The organism is Jutongia huaianensis (assembly GCF_014384985.1).
Lineage (GTDB): Bacteria > Bacillota > Clostridia > Lachnospirales > Lachnospiraceae > Jutongia > Jutongia huaianensis.
The window spans coordinates 14,859-30,621 of record NZ_JACRSX010000017.1 but is presented as its reverse complement, the minus strand read 5'-3'; the positions used below and the strand labels follow the sequence as shown (position 1 = coordinate 30,621).

The following is a 15,763-nucleotide window of genomic DNA, read 5'->3' as shown; positions in this document are numbered from 1 at the left end:
AAGGAAAAGGAAAACTTTTCCGATATAAAATACATAAATTATAGGAGGGATAAATTCATGAACCGAAAAAGAATGAGAAAACGCAGCATATCATGGTTGTTGGTTTTGTCTATGGTACTGAGTCTTTTTGGCGGAGAATTTGCAAGCCCGTTAAGTGCAAAAGCAGACGGGGAAGCGACCATTACATTTGGTGATGCAAAAATCTCTTCCAACGGATATTATACATATCCGGATCTGACTGTTACAGTTGCCAATAAGTCAAAAAGAATACACAACCTGACTGTAAAGGCAAGCGATACAGTTACGTCCGGAAGCTCTGACAGTGGATATATCAGAGTAACGGGGACAACGATTGAGGATTACCTGGGCAAAAAGATTACCGGTAAGGGTATTCTCACCAAGGAAAGTCTTGACGAAAAGTATGGCACAGAGGGTGGTGTCAGTCAGGGAAGTAGTAATGAAGAGCTTTCCACAGACAGTACCTCTATGTATGAGTCTATTACCTTTGATTTTGATTCGGCATACGGATCTGATGCTACACCGCAGGGTGCACTTATCAGCGAGGTGCAGTCATATCTCCGTACCCTTCGCTTTACTACCAGTGAGGATGGTAAGCAGGAGGTCAGCATTACAGCAACGACGCTGTCAAGCTCTGATATGAAGGTGACGATCAATGAGAAGGAAGTACAGCTTCATTATTACAATGGTCATTTCTATGGATATGTTCCATTTGCGAAGGAAGCATACGGCTGGGAGACAGGCTCATGGAAGAAGGCTTATGAGGAGGCACAGACGGCTAATTTTAGCGGTGTCACAGGATATCTGGCAACATTGACATCCCGTGGTGAGGATCGTTTTCTGTATTCTACCTTCCCGCTTTATAGCAATTATGCCAAGATGGGATGGATCGGATGTACCAGAATGTCTCTGGCAGACGTTGAAGCAGGCAAGGAAACAGAGAAGCTTCCTGCATTTCAGGGTCCGGATGATCCAAACTTTGTATGGCGCTGGGTCAGCGGTCCGGAGAAGGGACTGGAATTTGGACAGCAGATCAATTCCTGCGGATATGGTTCCGGCGATGGTGGATTTGAAGCTTATACCGGCTGTTTCTCAAACTGGGAAAATGGCAGCCATGTAGAGCCAAACGGTGGTACTTCGATGCAGCAGGAGGGCTTTGGATATTATGGTCAGTATGAGTATGGCCGTTGGAATGACTGGCCAAATGATGCTACGATTTCCGGTTATTATATCGAGTTCGGTGGTATGCCGGGAGATAATCAGAAACTGAAGGACAGCCTGGGTGAGGATGTTATCATATCCGGCAGCACGATCGAGGACAAGGTAGTAAATCCAAACGTAAAAGAGCCTGAATCCACAGATGCTCCGAAGGAGACCATGAAGGGTAAGCCGGCGATCAGGTTAAGAGACGGAGTTACCAAAATTGAAGTGGGTACCCAGTTGATTGCAGACGTGAGCAATGTTACACCGGATGATGCTGATTATGTTTATAAATGGTATTATGAGGATAAGGATACCGGCGTATGGAAAGAGATTTCTACTACCAATGACAGAATCACATTAACAGGAGATCTGATCGATCATAATATTAAGGTGGAGCTGGTTGGAAAGAATAAATATGAGGGAAGTGTCGTAAGCTCTGATCCGTTTGATGCGACACATACCAAAAAGCCGTTGACCGGCTCTCCGTCAATTGATAAGAAGAATTCGGATGACGAGCTGGAACCGGGAACTGTTCTGGTACCGAATCTTGATAAGCTGGTAAGTCCAAAGGATTCCACGATCGGGGATCAGCTGGAGTACACGTGGGTTGCCAAGGATCCGGAAACAGGCAAGGAAGAGATTGTCGGTACAGACAAGTCCTATGTTATCAAAGAAGCAGATCAGGGAAAGGATCTCTATCTGACGGTAAAAGCAAAGGACGATTCGGATGATTATACAGGAGAGGCAACCTCACAGGAGGCGCTTTCTGTTCCGGCAGCAGCAACACCAACACCGGCACCGTCAGACGCACCATCTGCCACACCGGCACCGGTTGCCATTGGAGGCAGACCTGTTATCGAGAATGATGCAACGGATGAGGAAGGAAATGACCTGAATAAGGAAGGCACAGTTCTGACTGCCAATATTGATAAGATCACACCGGAGGGAGCAAAGGCCACTCTGACATATCAGTGGTCTATCCGTGCGACAGATGGTACTCTGACAAAGATCGAAGGTGCTACCGGCAAGAATTATACTCTGAGAAAAGAAGATCTGAATAAAGATCTGGTGGTATCTGTTACTGCAGACGAGGACAGCGGTTACTATGGAACCAGACGTTCTTTCCCATATACAACAACACAGCAAAGAGAATCCATTAAGGGAACGGTTGGCATTATTAACGAAACAACAGAAAAGGATGCGAATGGCGATCCATATGAGGTGAAGCGAGAGGGAACGATCCTGACTGCAGACATTACTGGTGTTACACCGGAGGATTCTCATGATTCCCTGACTTATCAGTGGGGTATCTGGAGTGACGATGGAAAATTCACACCGATCGAAGATGCCACAGACCGCAGCTACAGGCTGACAACGGACGAGATCGACAAAAAGATTGGCGTTAAGGTGACCGGAAACGGTTCGTATAAGGGAACGATTGATTCTTCAAAATATGATACAACCCGTACAGATTCCGATGTAAAGATTGAGGATTCTAATGAGGATGGAAAGAGACTGATCGTAGTATCACCGACTATGGAAGATACAGTGTATGCCATTGTAAAGGCGAGTGGCACCGGAACACCGTTGCTTGACATTCCAACGGTCGATGAACATAATATTGAACAGCATCCGACGATCTTTACGAAGGAGCTCCCGGGATATTACAGACCGGCGAAAGCGGGCGGCAAGCTGATCTTTACAGTAGATAAGAATGAGCAGTATATTATCTATGCTAAGAGAGAAACAACCACAGATGTTGTTATCGTAGCACCGGAAATCAATGCAAAGATCGGTGATTATGATGATAAGAACACCTTAGAAAATAACGAGGATGATACCATTTCCGTTGTAGTAAATCCGGCTGATCCGGAATATAAATACGGTATTATGGTAAAGAAGGATGGTAAGTATACCTCTTTGGGAGTTACATACGATCCGGATAAGAAGGAATATGTATATGACAAGTCCGGCAATTACTGGAGCGGGGGCGGCGAAGGAAAGGTGATCTTCTCCAATCTGCCGGCAGACGGTACCTACAAGGTAGTTGCCGTTCGAAAGGATGCTACGGTTGATGATGGTATATTGAAGGATCTCACACCGGAACAGATTGAAGGTGGATCTCCGGATATTATTTCTGAGCCGAAGCCGGTACAGTCCAGTCAGCCGACGGGAAGTCCGAGCCCATCGCCAAGTACAAGTCCGAGCCCATCCACATCACCAAGCAGTAAGCCGGGAGACGATGCAAGCCCAAGCCCATCCGTATCACCAAGCGGTGAGCCGGGAGACGATGCAAGCCCAAGTCCATCCGTATCACCAAGTAATGATCCGAATGCAGGTAAATCTCCGGCACCAAGTGGAAAACCGTCTGCTTCACCGGTGACAAGTCCGAATACCTTGACAACAACGGTACCGGCTGCAACGTCATCACAGTTGACACCGGATCAGATCAGCAGAGTGGATCAATTTGTAGAGGATCACGGAAAAGATTCAACCGGTGATATCGTTAAGAAAGTGGATGATCTCACAAAGGATATTATTTCATCCGGTGAGAAGGAATGGAATGAGATGTCTTCGGCAGAGCAGGATGCAGTAAACCAGCGATTGAAGGATGGTGGATGTCCATATACTTATTCGCAGCTTCTGGAGTTGGCCAATGCATACAAGATTCCAGGCTTCAAGCTTCATAAGGTAATGAAGAAGGGATCTAAAGCAAAGCTGAAGATGATGAAATGTAAGGGTGCGACAGTGATCGTAACATCTACAAACAAGAAAGTCGCTACTGTGAATAAGAAGGGTGTTATCAAGGCAAAGAAAAAAGGAAAAGCAACTCTTACTATTACAGCAGTTAAGGGCAAATACAGCAACCGTCTGGTTGTCAAGATTGAAGTTCGGAAGAAGTTTAAGAATGCGACCGAGCTGAAGAAGTTTAAGTCCGGCCGAATCAAGACTCCTACGATTCTGATCGCTAAGAAGAGAAAGCTGAAGAAGTCAACAAAGATCAAGATCTATGGTCTGGAAAAGAGTGCAAAGGTGAAGTATGTGTCATACAATAAGAAGGCACTGCCGATTAACAAAAAAGGGCGTTACACCGCAAAGAAGAAGGGAAAATCCCTGATGCGTGTAACTGTAAAGCAGAATGATAAGACATACTTCCTGTATTTGTATGTAACAGCATTCAAATAAAACAGAATAACATTTCTGAGAGATCAGAGAGAAAATCACAAGCGTCGTACGAAAGGTGCGGCGCTTGTTGACGTTTTGGACCGGATTGCCTCATCTCAGGAGAAAAATCCAATCGGGAACATTTTTTGATAATTCCTATTGACAAAGTATGAAAAGGGGTGTAATATATCCCTAGTAAGTTGATAGAGATTAAAGGGATTGGAGAAAACAAATGACAGAGTATGGATTTAACACAATGCTTTTGCACGGTGTACCACAGGAGGATCCTTACGGAGCCACTCATACACCGATTTATCAAAGCAGTGCCTTTCAGCACAAAAGTGCCGAAGATCTGGAAAATATCTTCACGAATAAGGCGATGGGGTTTTCTTACACCCGGATCAATAATCCTACCGTGGAGGCATTTGAAAAGAGAATTACAAAACTGGAGCACGGAGTGGCAAGTGTCGCATGTGCTTCCGGGATGGCGGCATTATTTAATGCACTGGCCAATATCCTGCAGACCGGGGACGAGGTGGTTGCGGCAGCCGGACTTTACGGCGGCACTGTGGAGCTTTTCGAGGATCTGGAAAGATTCGGGATCACTACAAGGTATGTGACAGAGAATGAGCCGGAGGCTTATGAGAAGCTCATCACAGACCGGACGAGAGTAATCTTTGCAGAGACTATCGGTAATCCGAAGCTGGATGTCACAGACATTCAGGCAGTGGCAGATATGGCACACTCCCATGGACTGCCTCTTGTCATAGACAATACCGTGGCAACTCCTTATCTGGTAAAGCCGCTGGAGCTTGGAGCTGATGTGGTGGTAAACTCTTCTTCAAAGTACATAAATGGAAACAGTGATGCCATCAGCGGTATCCTCACCTGGGGAGGAAAATTTCAATGGGATCCGGAGAGATATCCCGGACTTATACCTTATAAAAAATTTGGTCCAATGGCATATGTGGCAAAGCTTCGAAATGGATTGTTCCGAAATACGGGAGCCTGTTTATCTCCGCAAAACGCATTTCTCAATAATCTGGGGCTGGAAACTCTGGGACTGCGAATGCAGAGACAGTGTGACAATGCCTGGAAACTGGCAGAGTTCCTGAGAGATATGGGAGCAGGACTTACCGTAAATTATCCGGGACTACCGGAGAGTCCGTACTATGAGCTGGCAAAGAAACAGTTAAACGGTGGATTTGGAGCGATCATCACAGTGAGGACAGGAAGCAGGGAAAAAGCATTTGAGATCATTAACTCATTAAAACTTCCATACATTCTGTCCAATATTGGGGACACCAAGACATTGGTTCTTCATCCGGCATCTACGATCGCGGTCCATCTTTCCAAAGAAGATCAGCTCCAGTCGGGAGTATATGAGGATCAGATCCGGATCAGTGTTGGTATTGAGGATATTGAGGATCTGAAAAAGGATTTTGAAACTGCAATCCGTGCAGTAAACGCATAAATAAGAAATGATCTGATAAAAGAAGATCAAAGGAGAAAGCTGCGGCTGGCGCAGTTTAAGATATAAAGGGCATATGAAATATGAAAGGATAGGTACAGAACATGGCAGTAGATTACGGAACATTAAAAAAGGGCGGATTTATGAGACAGAAGCAGAAAAATAACTTTTCTCTTCGTATCGCCGTAGTGGGAGGAACTCTTACAGTAGAAAATCTCAAAAAGATCGCTGAGGTTGCAGAGGAACATGGTGAGGGGTATGTACATCTTACCTCCAGACAGGGAGTAGAAATTCCGTTTATTAAATTAGATGATATTGACGTGGTGAAGGAAGAGCTTGCTGAGGGTGGCTGCAAGCCGGGAGTATGCGGACCGAGAGTCCGTACCGTGACAGCCTGTCAGGGTAATGCAGTTTGTCCAAGCGGTAACATTGATACACAGGACATTGCAAAGAAGCTGGATGATCGTTATTTCGGGAGAGAGCTTCCACACAAATTTAAGTTTGGTGTAACAGGATGCCGTAACAACTGCCTTAAGGCAGAGGAAAATGATGTGGGAATCAAGGGTGCCACAAAGGTAGCCTGGAAAGAGGATGCCTGCATCAGCTGTGGACTTTGCGTAAAGGTCTGCCGCGAGGGAGCATTGAAGCTGGAGGATGGAAAGATCACACTGGATCAGGGCAAATGTAATTACTGTGGCCGTTGCGTGAAGTCCTGTCCGACAGACGCATGGGATTCTCAGAGTGCATATCTGGTATCCTGTGGCGGTACCTTTGGAAATACCATCAAGGAAGGCCAGTATATGCTGCCACCGATCACCTCAGAGGAACAGCTTTTCCGGGTGACAGATGCAGCGATCCAGTTCTTTGATGATCACGCAAACGCAGGAGAGCGTTTCAAGTTTACCATTGACAGAGTAGGAAGCGATAAATTATACAAGGTATTAAAGGAGGCATATGATGGCTGAGATTAAGGTTGATGATAATGTAGATATTACAGATGTGGTTTGCCCGGTAACTTTTGTGAAGGCAAAGGTTGCACTGGAGGAGCTTGATGATGGAGAGATCCTTGCAATCAAGATGAATGACGGCGAGCCGGTACAGAATGTACCGAGAAGTATAAAAGAAGAGGGTCATCAGATCCTTAAGCTGGAGGACAATGAGGATGGAACTTACACCCTGATCGTCCGCAAGGTGGAAGAAGAGTAAAGAAAGAACAAATCATAGAAAGGCATGGTGATACATATGGCAGCAAGAATTAATGAGCAGCAGTTTGAAGAAAAGGTATTGAAAGCGGATAAGCCGGTTTTGGTGGATTTTTATTCGGATACATGCATTCCATGCAAAAGAATGACTGGTGTGCTTGGTGAGATTGAGGAAGATTACGAGGGTAAGCTTGATGTTGTCAAAGTCAATGTGAATTATGAGCAGGGTCTTGCCGGTAAGTATGATGTAATGTCAGCACCAACACTGATCTATTTCATTCACGGAGAGCAGCAGTGGAGACTCACCGGAGTGGCAAAGAGAGAAGAGATCACAAAGCTTGTGACAGATATCTGAAAATGCAAAACAGTGTCCGTAAAACAGGACACATAAAAATAAAAAGTCAATGTGTCTGCAGGTTAAGCCGGATACAGGAAAGGGTAAAGGTTATCATTATGACAATCACAATCGCAGGAAACAAAAAGGAGTATGAAGAGGGCGTAACAGTAGAGACGCTCATTGAGAAGGAAAATGTAGAGAATCCATTGTATGTTACGGTAACGATCAATGATGATTTCGTAGACAGAGAGAAGTTTGGCGAGACTGTCCTGAAGGACGGAGATGCTGTAGAATTTCTTTACTTCATGGGAGGAGGAGCAAGATAATGGCTTTTACAAACGAACAGCTTGAGAGATATTCCCGTCATATCATTCTCCAGGAAGTGGGAGTGAAGGGACAGAAAAAGCTGCTGAATGCCAGCGTTCTGATCATCGGTGCCGGTGGACTTGGTGCCCCGGCAGCACTTTATCTGGCAGCAGCAGGAGTAGGAACTATCGGTATTGTGGATGCGGATGAGGTAGATCTTTCCAACCTGCAGAGACAGGTCATTCATACGACTAATGATGTGGGTAAAGCAAAAGTAAAATCCGCAGCGGAGACTATGGAAGCAATCAACCCGGATGTAACCGTAAAGACATACCGCACTTTCGTAGATTCCAGCAATATTATGGATCTCATTAAGGACTATGATTTCATTATTGACGGTACCGATAACTTTCCGGCAAAGTTTTTGATCAATGATGCCTGTGTTATGGCAGAGAAGCCATTTTCCCATGCCGGTATCATCCGCTTCAAGGGCCAGCTTATGACCTATGTACCGGGAGAAGGACCATGTTACCGTTGTGTATTCAAGAATCCACCGCCAAAGGATGCCGTTCCAACCTGTAAGCAGGCTGGTGTCATCGGTGCTATGGGCGGCGTGATCGGAAGCCTGCAGGCGATGGAGGCCATCAAATATATTATTGGCAAGGGAGATCTTCTCACAGGAAAGCTTCTGACCTATGATGCGTTAAAGATGGAATTCCATACCATTAAGCTTCCGAAGGATGATCACTGTGCGGTATGCGGTGATGAGCCAACCATCACAGAGCTGATCGATTATGAGCAGGCAGAGTGTGACCTTAAGTAAAACTATTCACCGGTGCATAAAATAAGTAGACTGCTTTGCAAGCTTGCTTGCAGAAAGCAGGAAACTTATTTTATGTAAGCCGGTAAGGCTGTTTCCGCCCTTCAACCTCAGCCGGAGGATGTGCGAAGCACAGACGGAAGCTGCGATAGCAGCGGGCTGTGGTCTGAAGAAGGAAACACCGGTGAATAGTTTTAAAGCAAAAGAGTAGACTGCTTTGCAAGCTTGCTTGCAGAAAGCAGGAAACTTATTTTATGTAAGCCGGTAAGGCTGTTTCCGCCCTTCAACCTCAGCCGGAGGATGTGCGAAGCACAGACGGAAGCTGCGTAAGCAGCGGGCTGTGGTTTGAAGCAGAAAACACCGGTAAATAGAATACAGAATAAAGAGATGATATAGAAAGCAAGGTGAAAATATGGCGATCACGCTGAAAATGAAAAAGGAAGATTATGAGAAGATCCTGGCACACTGCCGGGCAGGACTTCCGAACGAGTCCTGTGGTCTTTTGGCAGGAGATATTGACGGAGAGATCAAGATGATCACAGATGTATATCTTTTGACCAATATTGATGCAAGCAATGAACATTTTTCCATGGATCCCAAGGAACAGCTTGCAGCCGTGAAGGATGCGAGAGCCAAAGGAAAGAAGCTGATCGGCAACTTTCATTCCCATCCGGAGTCGCCATCCCGTCCTTCGGAGGAGGACAAACGGCTGGCTTATGATTCCACGATGGAATACCTGATCCTGTCTTTGCAGGAGGCAGATCATCCGGTATTAAAAGCATTTGGCATTGATCCGGAGAAAAACGTTACGATACACGAGATACAGTATATATAAACACGACACAGAAAGGATGGTTCCATGAGTAAAGATTTCGAGGTGCGCCGGATTACGACAGACGTGCTGATCATCGGAGGAGGTACAGCAGGCTGTTATGCAGCGCTGACACTGAGCCGGGATACGGAGCTGTCTATTGTGATCGCGGAGAAAGCACATATTAAGCGCAGCGGCTGTCTGGCAGCGGGGGTCAATGCTATCAATGCCTATATCACAAAAGGTCATGTACCGCAGGATTATGTGGATTATGCCAAAAAGGATGCTGCCGGCATTGTCAGAGAAGATCTTTTATTGACAGCGGCAGAGCATTTCAATGAAGTGACGGCAGATATGGAGCAGCTTGGCCTTGTTATCCTCAAGGATGAAAATGGAGAATATGTTACCAGAGGAAACCGCAATATCAAGATCAATGGCGAAAACTTCAAGCCGATCCTTGCCAAAGCGGTGCAGGCACAGGAAAACGTATCCATTTTAAACCAGGTGAATATCACAAAGCTTCTGACAAAGGGCGGAGCTGTTTACGGTGCCGTAGGATTTTCTCTGGAGGATGAGGAGGCCTATGTGATCGAAGCAAAGGCTGTTCTGGTAGCAACGGGAGGCGCTGCAGGACTTTACAAGCCAAATAATCCGGGCTTTTCCAGACATAAAATGTGGTATCCGCCGTTTAATACAGGAGCCGGATATGCAATGGGGATTCAGGCGGGAGCCGAGATGACATCCTTTGAGATGCGCTTTATCGCACTGAGATGTAAGGATACTATTGCCCCAACCGGAACCATTGCACAGGGTGTCGGAGCCAGGCAGGTTAATTCCAGAGGCTTTGTCTATGAGGATAAATACGGACTTACCACCAGCGAGCGTGTCTATGGCACGGTCAAGGAAAATCAGCAGGGAAATGGTCCATGTTATCTGCAAACAAGCGGAATTGATAAGGAACAGGAAGAGAATCTCCTGAAAGCCTATCTGAATATGGCACCAAGCCAGACATTGAAATGGATTGAAACCGGAGAGCTTCCGGGAGAGCAGGATGTGGAGATTGAGGGAACGGAGCCTTATATTGTGGGAGGTCATACCGCCAGTGGTTACTGGGTGGATACCAACCGGGAGACAACGATCCATGGTCTTTATGCCGCAGGAGATGTGGCAGGAGGCTGTCCGCAGAAATATGTGACCGGAGCACTGGCGGAGGGAGAACTTGCGGCAAAGGCAATTGAAGCACAGCTTATCGGAAATGCAAAGGTTTCCGATGGAAAAGCAGGTCCGTTTGAGAATGATTTGGCGAAAAAAGCAGAATCTTCTCAGGAAAAGATAAAGAAATACATTGAGACAGAGGCAGGACAGGAGATTGATGCTTACCGGCATATCCTGAGTGAACATAAATCTTCCTTTACCGCAGAGGAGCTGGAGGAAGCGATGCAGAAGGTGATGGATGAATATGCCGGCGGCATTTCAACCCATTATCAATATAACGAGAAGCAGTTGAAGCTTGCGGATGAGAAGATCGACCAGTTGATCGCACTGGCGGATCAGCTAGCGGCAGAAAATATGCATGAGCTTCTGTTTGTTTATGAATTAAAGGAGCGTCTGATCGTCTGCAAGAGTCTGATCGCTCATTTGAGAGGACGTAAGGAGACAAGATGGCATTCCTTCAATGAAAATCTGGATTATCCGGAAACAGACGAGAATTATTTTAAATATGTCAATTCCCGTCTGGTAGATGGAAAGCTTCAGATCATCTTAAGAGACATTGTAAAGGAGGGATCCTATGAGCATACAAATTAATCAGCAGAAATGTGTGGGATGCGGACAATGTATGGAGGTTTGTCCCGGTACTCTGATCGAGAAGGAGCAGGGAAAGGCAGTCATGCGGTATCCCAGAGACTGCTGGGGATGTGCTTCCTGTGTGAAGGAATGTCCCGTTGGGGCCATAGGATTTTTCCTGGGAGCAGATATTGGCGGCAATGGAAGCGTTATGACTGTGACAAAAGACGGACAGATCTTACATTGGAATATTCATAAAAGCAACGGACGCGAGGTTACGATCGACGTGGACCGGCGCAGTTCCAACAAATATTAGAAAAGGATGGAGACGACTATGAGTGGATTAACACATTTGGATGAATTAGAGGCAGAGGCAATCTACATAATCAGAGAGGTTGCCGCAGAGTGTGAGAAGCCGGTTATGTTATATTCGATCGGTAAGGACAGCTCAGTAATGCTTCATTTGGCAATGAAAGCATTTTACCCGGAGAAACCGCCATTTCCTTTTCTCCATGTCAATACGACCTGGAAATTCCGTGAGATGATCGAGTTCCGTGATAAAACGGCAAAAGAGCTGGGCATTGAAATGCTGGAATATATCAATGAAGAGGGGGTAAAGCAGGGAATCAACCCGTTTGACCACGGTGCTGCTTATACCGATATTATGAAGACCCAGGCATTAAAGCAGGCACTTAACAAATATGGTTTTACCGCAGCATTTGGTGGCGGCCGCCGTGATGAGGAAAAGAGCCGTGCCAAGGAGAGGATATTCTCCTTCCGTAATGAGTCCCATGCGTGGGATCCGAAGAATCAGCGTCCGGAAATGTGGAAATTATACAATACAGAGATCAACAAGGGCGAAAGCATTCGTGTATTCCCGATTTCCAACTGGACTGAGAAGGATATCTGGCAGTACATTAAACGGGAAAATATCCCGATCGTACCACTTTATTTTGCAGCAGAGAGACCGGTTGTTTACCGTGACGGCAATATTATCATGGTGGATGATGACCGTATGCGTCTGGAGCCGGGCGAGAAGCCGGAGATGAAAATGGTTCGTTTCCGTACACTGGGATGCTATCCGCTTTCCGGTGGTATCGAGTCTGATGCAACCACACTGGATGAGATCATAGAGGAGACCTTAAGCTCCGTAGAATCTGAGAGAACCAGCCGTGTCATTGACAAGGACGGCGGTGCTGCAAGTATGGAAAAAAGAAAGAGAGAGGGGTATTTCTAGGATGAATGGATTATTAAAATTTATAACCTGTGGAAGTGTAGATGACGGAAAATCAACCTTGATCGGACATATTTTATATGATTCCAAGCTGCTGTATGCAGATCAGGAGAAGGCATTGATCCTGGATAGTAAGGTTGGTTCCCGTGGCGGTGAGATTGACTATTCACTGCTTTTGGATGGACTGATGGCAGAGCGTGAGCAGGGTATTACCATTGATGTGGCATATCGTTACTTTACCACGGATCATCGCAGCTTTATCGTGGCAGATACACCGGGTCATGAGGAGTATACAAGAAACATGGCAGTTGGTGCTTCCTTTGCCCAGCTTGCAGTTGTAATGGTAGACGCAAAGCAGGGGGTACTGGTACAGACCAGACGCCACGCAAGAATCTGTGCCCTGATGGGTATCCGCTATTTTGTCTTTGCAGTTAATAAGATGGATTTAGTAGATTACAGCGAGGAGCGTTTCAAAGCCATTGAAAAGGATATTAAGGAGCTGGCAGAAAGCCTCGGTCTTTACAGCGTGAAGATCATTCCGGTCAGCGCGACAGAGGGTGACAATGTCACGGTAGAGTCAGACAATATGCCTTGGTATCAGGGTGGAACACTTTTAAATTATCTTGAAACAGTGGATATTTCAGAGCAGGAGAATTCTTCCGTATTTTATATGCCGGTACAGCGTGTATGCCGTCCGAATCATGAGTTCCGTGGATTCCAGGGACAGATTGAGAGCGGTAAGATTAAGGTGGGAGAGACCATCACAACACTGCCGAGCGATGAGAAGGCAACCATTAAGTCAATCCTGAACGGAGATACCGAGGTGCAGGAGGCAGAGGCAGGACAGGCGGTAACGATCCAGCTTGATCGTGAGGTGGATGTAAGCCGTGGCTGTGTGCTTACCAATGACGAGGATCTGCCATACACCAAAAATGTTACAACAACGCTTCTCTGGATGGACGACGAGCCGTTATCTCTGGGCAAGGAGTATCTTGTCAAGCTTGGAACCAAAAAGATTCCGGGTATTTTAAAAAGCATTGAGTATAAGATTGATGTCAACAGTGGCGAGCATATTCCGGCAGACCATGTAGAGAAAAATGAGATTGCCGTATGCCATCTGGAATTCTCTGAGAAGCTGGTGGTTGATAAGTTTAAGACCAACAAGACACTGGGTGAGCTAATCCTGATCGACCGTATCAGCCATGCAACTTCCGCATGCGGTGTGGTAGAGGATGTTTCCGAGGACGGTGAGGTTCCTTACTTCCAGAAGGATGATATCAAGACAGGCGGTTATATCTTCGAGGAGTTCTATTTCAATCTTGAAAACGCATTCTTGTCCAAGGTGAATACACAGGATAAGACATACCATGTAGGAGATACGGTACCGATCGAGGGCGACAGCTTCAAGTATCCGGATTATTTTGATATTCTTGCAGCAGACAGCGATGCCGTTATTCTAATCCGTAACCGTGTTATCGAGGATATCATTCTACTGTCCGATTATCAGTACACAGGACTTCCGGTACTGGATGAGAGAGGTTTTGCCCTCCGTATCCGAGTTAAGGCGGATCTGGATAATTATTTATATGAGTACAAGAATCTGGACAAGGAGAACCATTTAGAGTTCTTTAACAAGTGGTCCAAATTTGAGACATACCGTAGAATTATATGCACTGATAATTTCTGGATGATATGATGCAAGGGTCAAAAGTAGATAGCAATGTATGTTTACATACAAATTGCTATCTACTGGCTTGACCCGCCAAACACCGACAAGAAGCAGATTTGCTTGCAAATCTGTGGGATTGGAGGTGGTTGCAGGATTGCGGAAATTGCGTCGCAATGGAGCAATCCGTGGCATCATGGTTTTAGAAGTTGCTTCGCATATTATTAGTGTCAACCGTAGTTTTAGCAGTTAGAAGAGGAGTTCCATATGAAGATTTCTACCAGAGGAAGATATGCTTTGATCCTGATGCTGGATCTGGCGAATCATAATCGCGGCGTGCCGGTGCCGTTAAAAGAAACCGCAAAACGTCAGCAGATTTCAGAAAAATATCTGGAGCAGATTATTTCCGTGCTCAACAAAGCTGGCTTTGTTAAGAGCGTCCGTGGACCTCAGGGTGGTTATCTGCTGAAAAAAACACCGGAGGAATACACGGTGGGAATGATCCTGCGGCAGACGGAGGGGGATTTAATGTCCCTTTCTTCGGACACCTCCAACGAAATGGAAAAGGCTTCTGTGATCAACCGTGTCTGGGACAAAATGGGAAAAGCGGTCAATGATATTGTTGATAATATTACACTGCAGGATCTCTTGGACTGGGAAGAAGAGCAGACGGAAGAAGCCGGATTTTATGTAATCTAAATAATAAAAATAATACCGATAATGTTTCTTGGCGATACAGGATAAGGCATTATCGGTATCTTTGGTTTTGAGAAGAGAACAACGGGAAAGGAAAACGGATATGAAAGATATTATAATTATAGGAAGCGGTCCGGCGGGATTGTCGGCTGCAGTTTATGGCAGACGTGCCGGTCTGGATATTCTTGTGATCGAAAAGGAATATTGTGGAACCGGGCAGATCGCGGAGAGTGGTCAGGTGGATAATTATCTGGGCATTCCGGGGATTGAAGGATATTCTCTGGGAGAAAAATTCCGGGAGCATGCTGAGAATCTGGGGACGGCTTTTCTGGAGGAAGAGGTCACGAAGCTGGAGCAGTCCGATGGTTATTGGAAGGTGCTTCTGGCAGGCGGGGATGTTTTGGAGACGAAGACCGTGATCTATGCGGCAGGAGCATCCCATCGCCATTTAAACGTACCGGGAGAGGACAAGCTTTCCGGCAGAGGTGTGTCCTACTGTGCTACCTGTGATGGTGCATTTTTTCAGGGAAAAACCACGGCAGTGATCGGCGGTGGTGATACGGCACTGGATGATGCTCTTTATCTGTCACAGATCTGTGAGAAGGTTTATCTGATCCACCGCCGTGACGAGTTTCGCGGAAATGCGGGGACGGTGCAGAAGGTAAAGGATGCAGAAAATATTGAGATCCTGACGAATGCGAGAGTACAGGAGATTCAGGGAGAACAGCGGGTAGAGGCTCTGATGCTGGAGGATGGCCGCAGACTGGAAGTGTCCGGTGTCTTTGCGGCAGTAGGAATGGAGCCGGTAACAGGACTGCTTCAAGGCGTTGCAGAACTTGACGAGTATGGTTATGTGGCAGCAGGAGAGCAGGGGATCACCTCGGCCCAGGGACTTTTTGTGGCCGGAGATGTGCGTACCAAGGCACTTCGTCAGGTGATCACGGCGGCAGCAGATGGGGCCAATGCAGCGACAGAGGCGGAGAGGTATATCCGGAGATAGTATGTAACATAGAAAATGTTCATTGACTTTCCTTTCTTTCTTTCTTATA

Annotated in this window: 14 protein-coding genes; all 14 read left to right on the top strand. The window is 46.2% G+C overall.

The window, feature by feature from the left end; all coding sequences use genetic code 11:
• Window positions 1-57 precede the first annotated feature (57 nt).
• Complete coding sequence (locus H8704_RS11205) at window positions 58-4,407, top strand: hypothetical protein (protein ID WP_249298319.1); 4,350 nt, start codon at window positions 58-60, stop codon at window positions 4,405-4,407.
• Between the two features lie 211 nt (window positions 4,408-4,618).
• On the top strand, window positions 4,619-5,860 hold the full coding sequence (locus H8704_RS11200) for an O-acetylhomoserine aminocarboxypropyltransferase/cysteine synthase family protein (protein ID WP_249298318.1): 1,242 nt from the start codon (window positions 4,619-4,621) through the stop codon (window positions 5,858-5,860).
• A 101-nt stretch (window positions 5,861-5,961) separates the two neighbouring features.
• The gene (locus H8704_RS11195; protein WP_249298317.1) at window positions 5,962-6,822 is read left to right on the top strand and encodes a 4Fe-4S binding protein; all 861 of its coding nucleotides are present in this window, start codon (window positions 5,962-5,964) and stop codon (window positions 6,820-6,822) included.
• Entirely contained in the window at window positions 6,815-7,063 is a 249-nt protein-coding gene (locus H8704_RS11190; protein ID WP_022465086.1) for a sulfurtransferase TusA family protein, read from the top strand. Before H8704_RS11195 ends, H8704_RS11190 begins: the two co-directional genes overlap by 8 nt.
• Before the next feature lie 36 nt (window positions 7,064-7,099).
• Window positions 7,100-7,414: a thioredoxin family protein gene (locus H8704_RS11185; RefSeq protein WP_249298316.1), complete on the top strand. Its 315-nt coding sequence runs from the start codon at window positions 7,100-7,102 to the stop codon at window positions 7,412-7,414.
• Between the two features lie 98 nt (window positions 7,415-7,512).
• Window positions 7,513-7,722 (top strand): sulfur carrier protein ThiS, encoded by a 210-nt coding sequence (thiS, locus tag H8704_RS11180; protein ID WP_022465088.1) that lies wholly within the window; start codon window positions 7,513-7,515, stop codon window positions 7,720-7,722.
• Window positions 7,722-8,525 carry a thiazole biosynthesis adenylyltransferase ThiF gene (thiF, locus tag H8704_RS11175; RefSeq protein WP_022465089.1) on the top strand — a complete coding sequence of 268 codons (804 nt, stop codon included), beginning with the start codon at window positions 7,722-7,724 and terminating at the stop codon, window positions 8,523-8,525. The genes thiS and thiF overlap by 1 nt, the downstream gene beginning before the upstream one ends.
• 409 nt (window positions 8,526-8,934) lie before the next feature.
• Entirely contained in the window at window positions 8,935-9,357 is a 423-nt protein-coding gene (locus H8704_RS11170; RefSeq protein ID WP_249298315.1) for a M67 family metallopeptidase, read from the top strand.
• A 24-nt stretch (window positions 9,358-9,381) separates the two neighbouring features.
• Window positions 9,382-11,139: an adenylyl-sulfate reductase subunit alpha gene (locus tag H8704_RS11165; protein ID WP_249298314.1), complete on the top strand. Its 1,758-nt coding sequence runs from the start codon at window positions 9,382-9,384 to the stop codon at window positions 11,137-11,139.
• On the top strand, window positions 11,123-11,434 hold the full coding sequence (locus tag H8704_RS11160; RefSeq protein ID WP_022465092.1) for a 4Fe-4S dicluster domain-containing protein: 312 nt from the start codon (window positions 11,123-11,125) through the stop codon (window positions 11,432-11,434). Before H8704_RS11165 ends, H8704_RS11160 begins: the two co-directional genes overlap by 17 nt.
• Window positions 11,435-11,452: 18 nt before the next feature.
• Window positions 11,453-12,355 (top strand): sulfate adenylyltransferase subunit CysD, encoded by a 903-nt coding sequence (cysD, locus tag H8704_RS11155; RefSeq protein WP_022465093.1) that lies wholly within the window; start codon window positions 11,453-11,455, stop codon window positions 12,353-12,355.
• Between the two features lies 1 nt (window position 12,356).
• Complete coding sequence (locus H8704_RS11150) at window positions 12,357-14,048, top strand: sulfate adenylyltransferase subunit 1 (protein WP_249298313.1); 1,692 nt, start codon at window positions 12,357-12,359, stop codon at window positions 14,046-14,048.
• A gap of 237 nt (window positions 14,049-14,285) precedes the next feature.
• Window positions 14,286-14,717 carry an RrF2 family transcriptional regulator gene (locus tag H8704_RS11145; protein WP_022465095.1) on the top strand — a complete coding sequence of 144 codons (432 nt, stop codon included), beginning with the start codon at window positions 14,286-14,288 and terminating at the stop codon, window positions 14,715-14,717.
• 100 nt (window positions 14,718-14,817) lie between these two features.
• On the top strand, window positions 14,818-15,714 hold the full coding sequence (locus H8704_RS11140; protein WP_249298312.1) for an NAD(P)/FAD-dependent oxidoreductase: 897 nt from the start codon (window positions 14,818-14,820) through the stop codon (window positions 15,712-15,714).
• Window positions 15,715-15,763: the final 49 nt, after the last annotated feature.

What these genes read in the sequence shown, in the direction of transcription:
- H8704_RS11170 (WP_249298315.1), top strand. Translation starts at nt 8,935, where the DNA reads ATGGCGATCACGCTGAAAATGAAAAAGGAAGATTATGAGAAGATCCTG.
- cysD (WP_022465093.1), top strand. Translation starts at nt 11,453, where the DNA reads ATGAGTGGATTAACACATTTGGATGAATTAGAGGCAGAGGCAATCTAC.
- H8704_RS11165 (WP_249298314.1), top strand. Translation starts at nt 9,382, where the DNA reads ATGAGTAAAGATTTCGAGGTGCGCCGGATTACGACAGACGTGCTGATC.
- H8704_RS11195 (WP_249298317.1), top strand. Translation starts at nt 5,962, where the DNA reads ATGGCAGTAGATTACGGAACATTAAAAAAGGGCGGATTTATGAGACAG.
- H8704_RS11160 (WP_022465092.1), top strand. Translation starts at nt 11,123, where the DNA reads ATGAGCATACAAATTAATCAGCAGAAATGTGTGGGATGCGGACAATGT.
- H8704_RS11150 (WP_249298313.1), top strand. Translation starts at nt 12,357, where the DNA reads ATGAATGGATTATTAAAATTTATAACCTGTGGAAGTGTAGATGACGGA.
- thiS (WP_022465088.1), top strand. Translation starts at nt 7,513, where the DNA reads ATGACAATCACAATCGCAGGAAACAAAAAGGAGTATGAAGAGGGCGTA.
- H8704_RS11145 (WP_022465095.1), top strand. Translation starts at nt 14,286, where the DNA reads ATGAAGATTTCTACCAGAGGAAGATATGCTTTGATCCTGATGCTGGAT.
- H8704_RS11205 (WP_249298319.1), top strand. Translation starts at nt 58, where the DNA reads ATGAACCGAAAAAGAATGAGAAAACGCAGCATATCATGGTTGTTGGTT.
- H8704_RS11200 (WP_249298318.1), top strand. Translation starts at nt 4,619, where the DNA reads ATGACAGAGTATGGATTTAACACAATGCTTTTGCACGGTGTACCACAG.
- H8704_RS11185 (WP_249298316.1), top strand. Translation starts at nt 7,100, where the DNA reads ATGGCAGCAAGAATTAATGAGCAGCAGTTTGAAGAAAAGGTATTGAAA.
- H8704_RS11190 (WP_022465086.1), top strand. Translation starts at nt 6,815, where the DNA reads ATGGCTGAGATTAAGGTTGATGATAATGTAGATATTACAGATGTGGTT.
- H8704_RS11140 (WP_249298312.1), top strand. Translation starts at nt 14,818, where the DNA reads ATGAAAGATATTATAATTATAGGAAGCGGTCCGGCGGGATTGTCGGCT.
- thiF (WP_022465089.1), top strand. Translation starts at nt 7,722, where the DNA reads ATGGCTTTTACAAACGAACAGCTTGAGAGATATTCCCGTCATATCATT.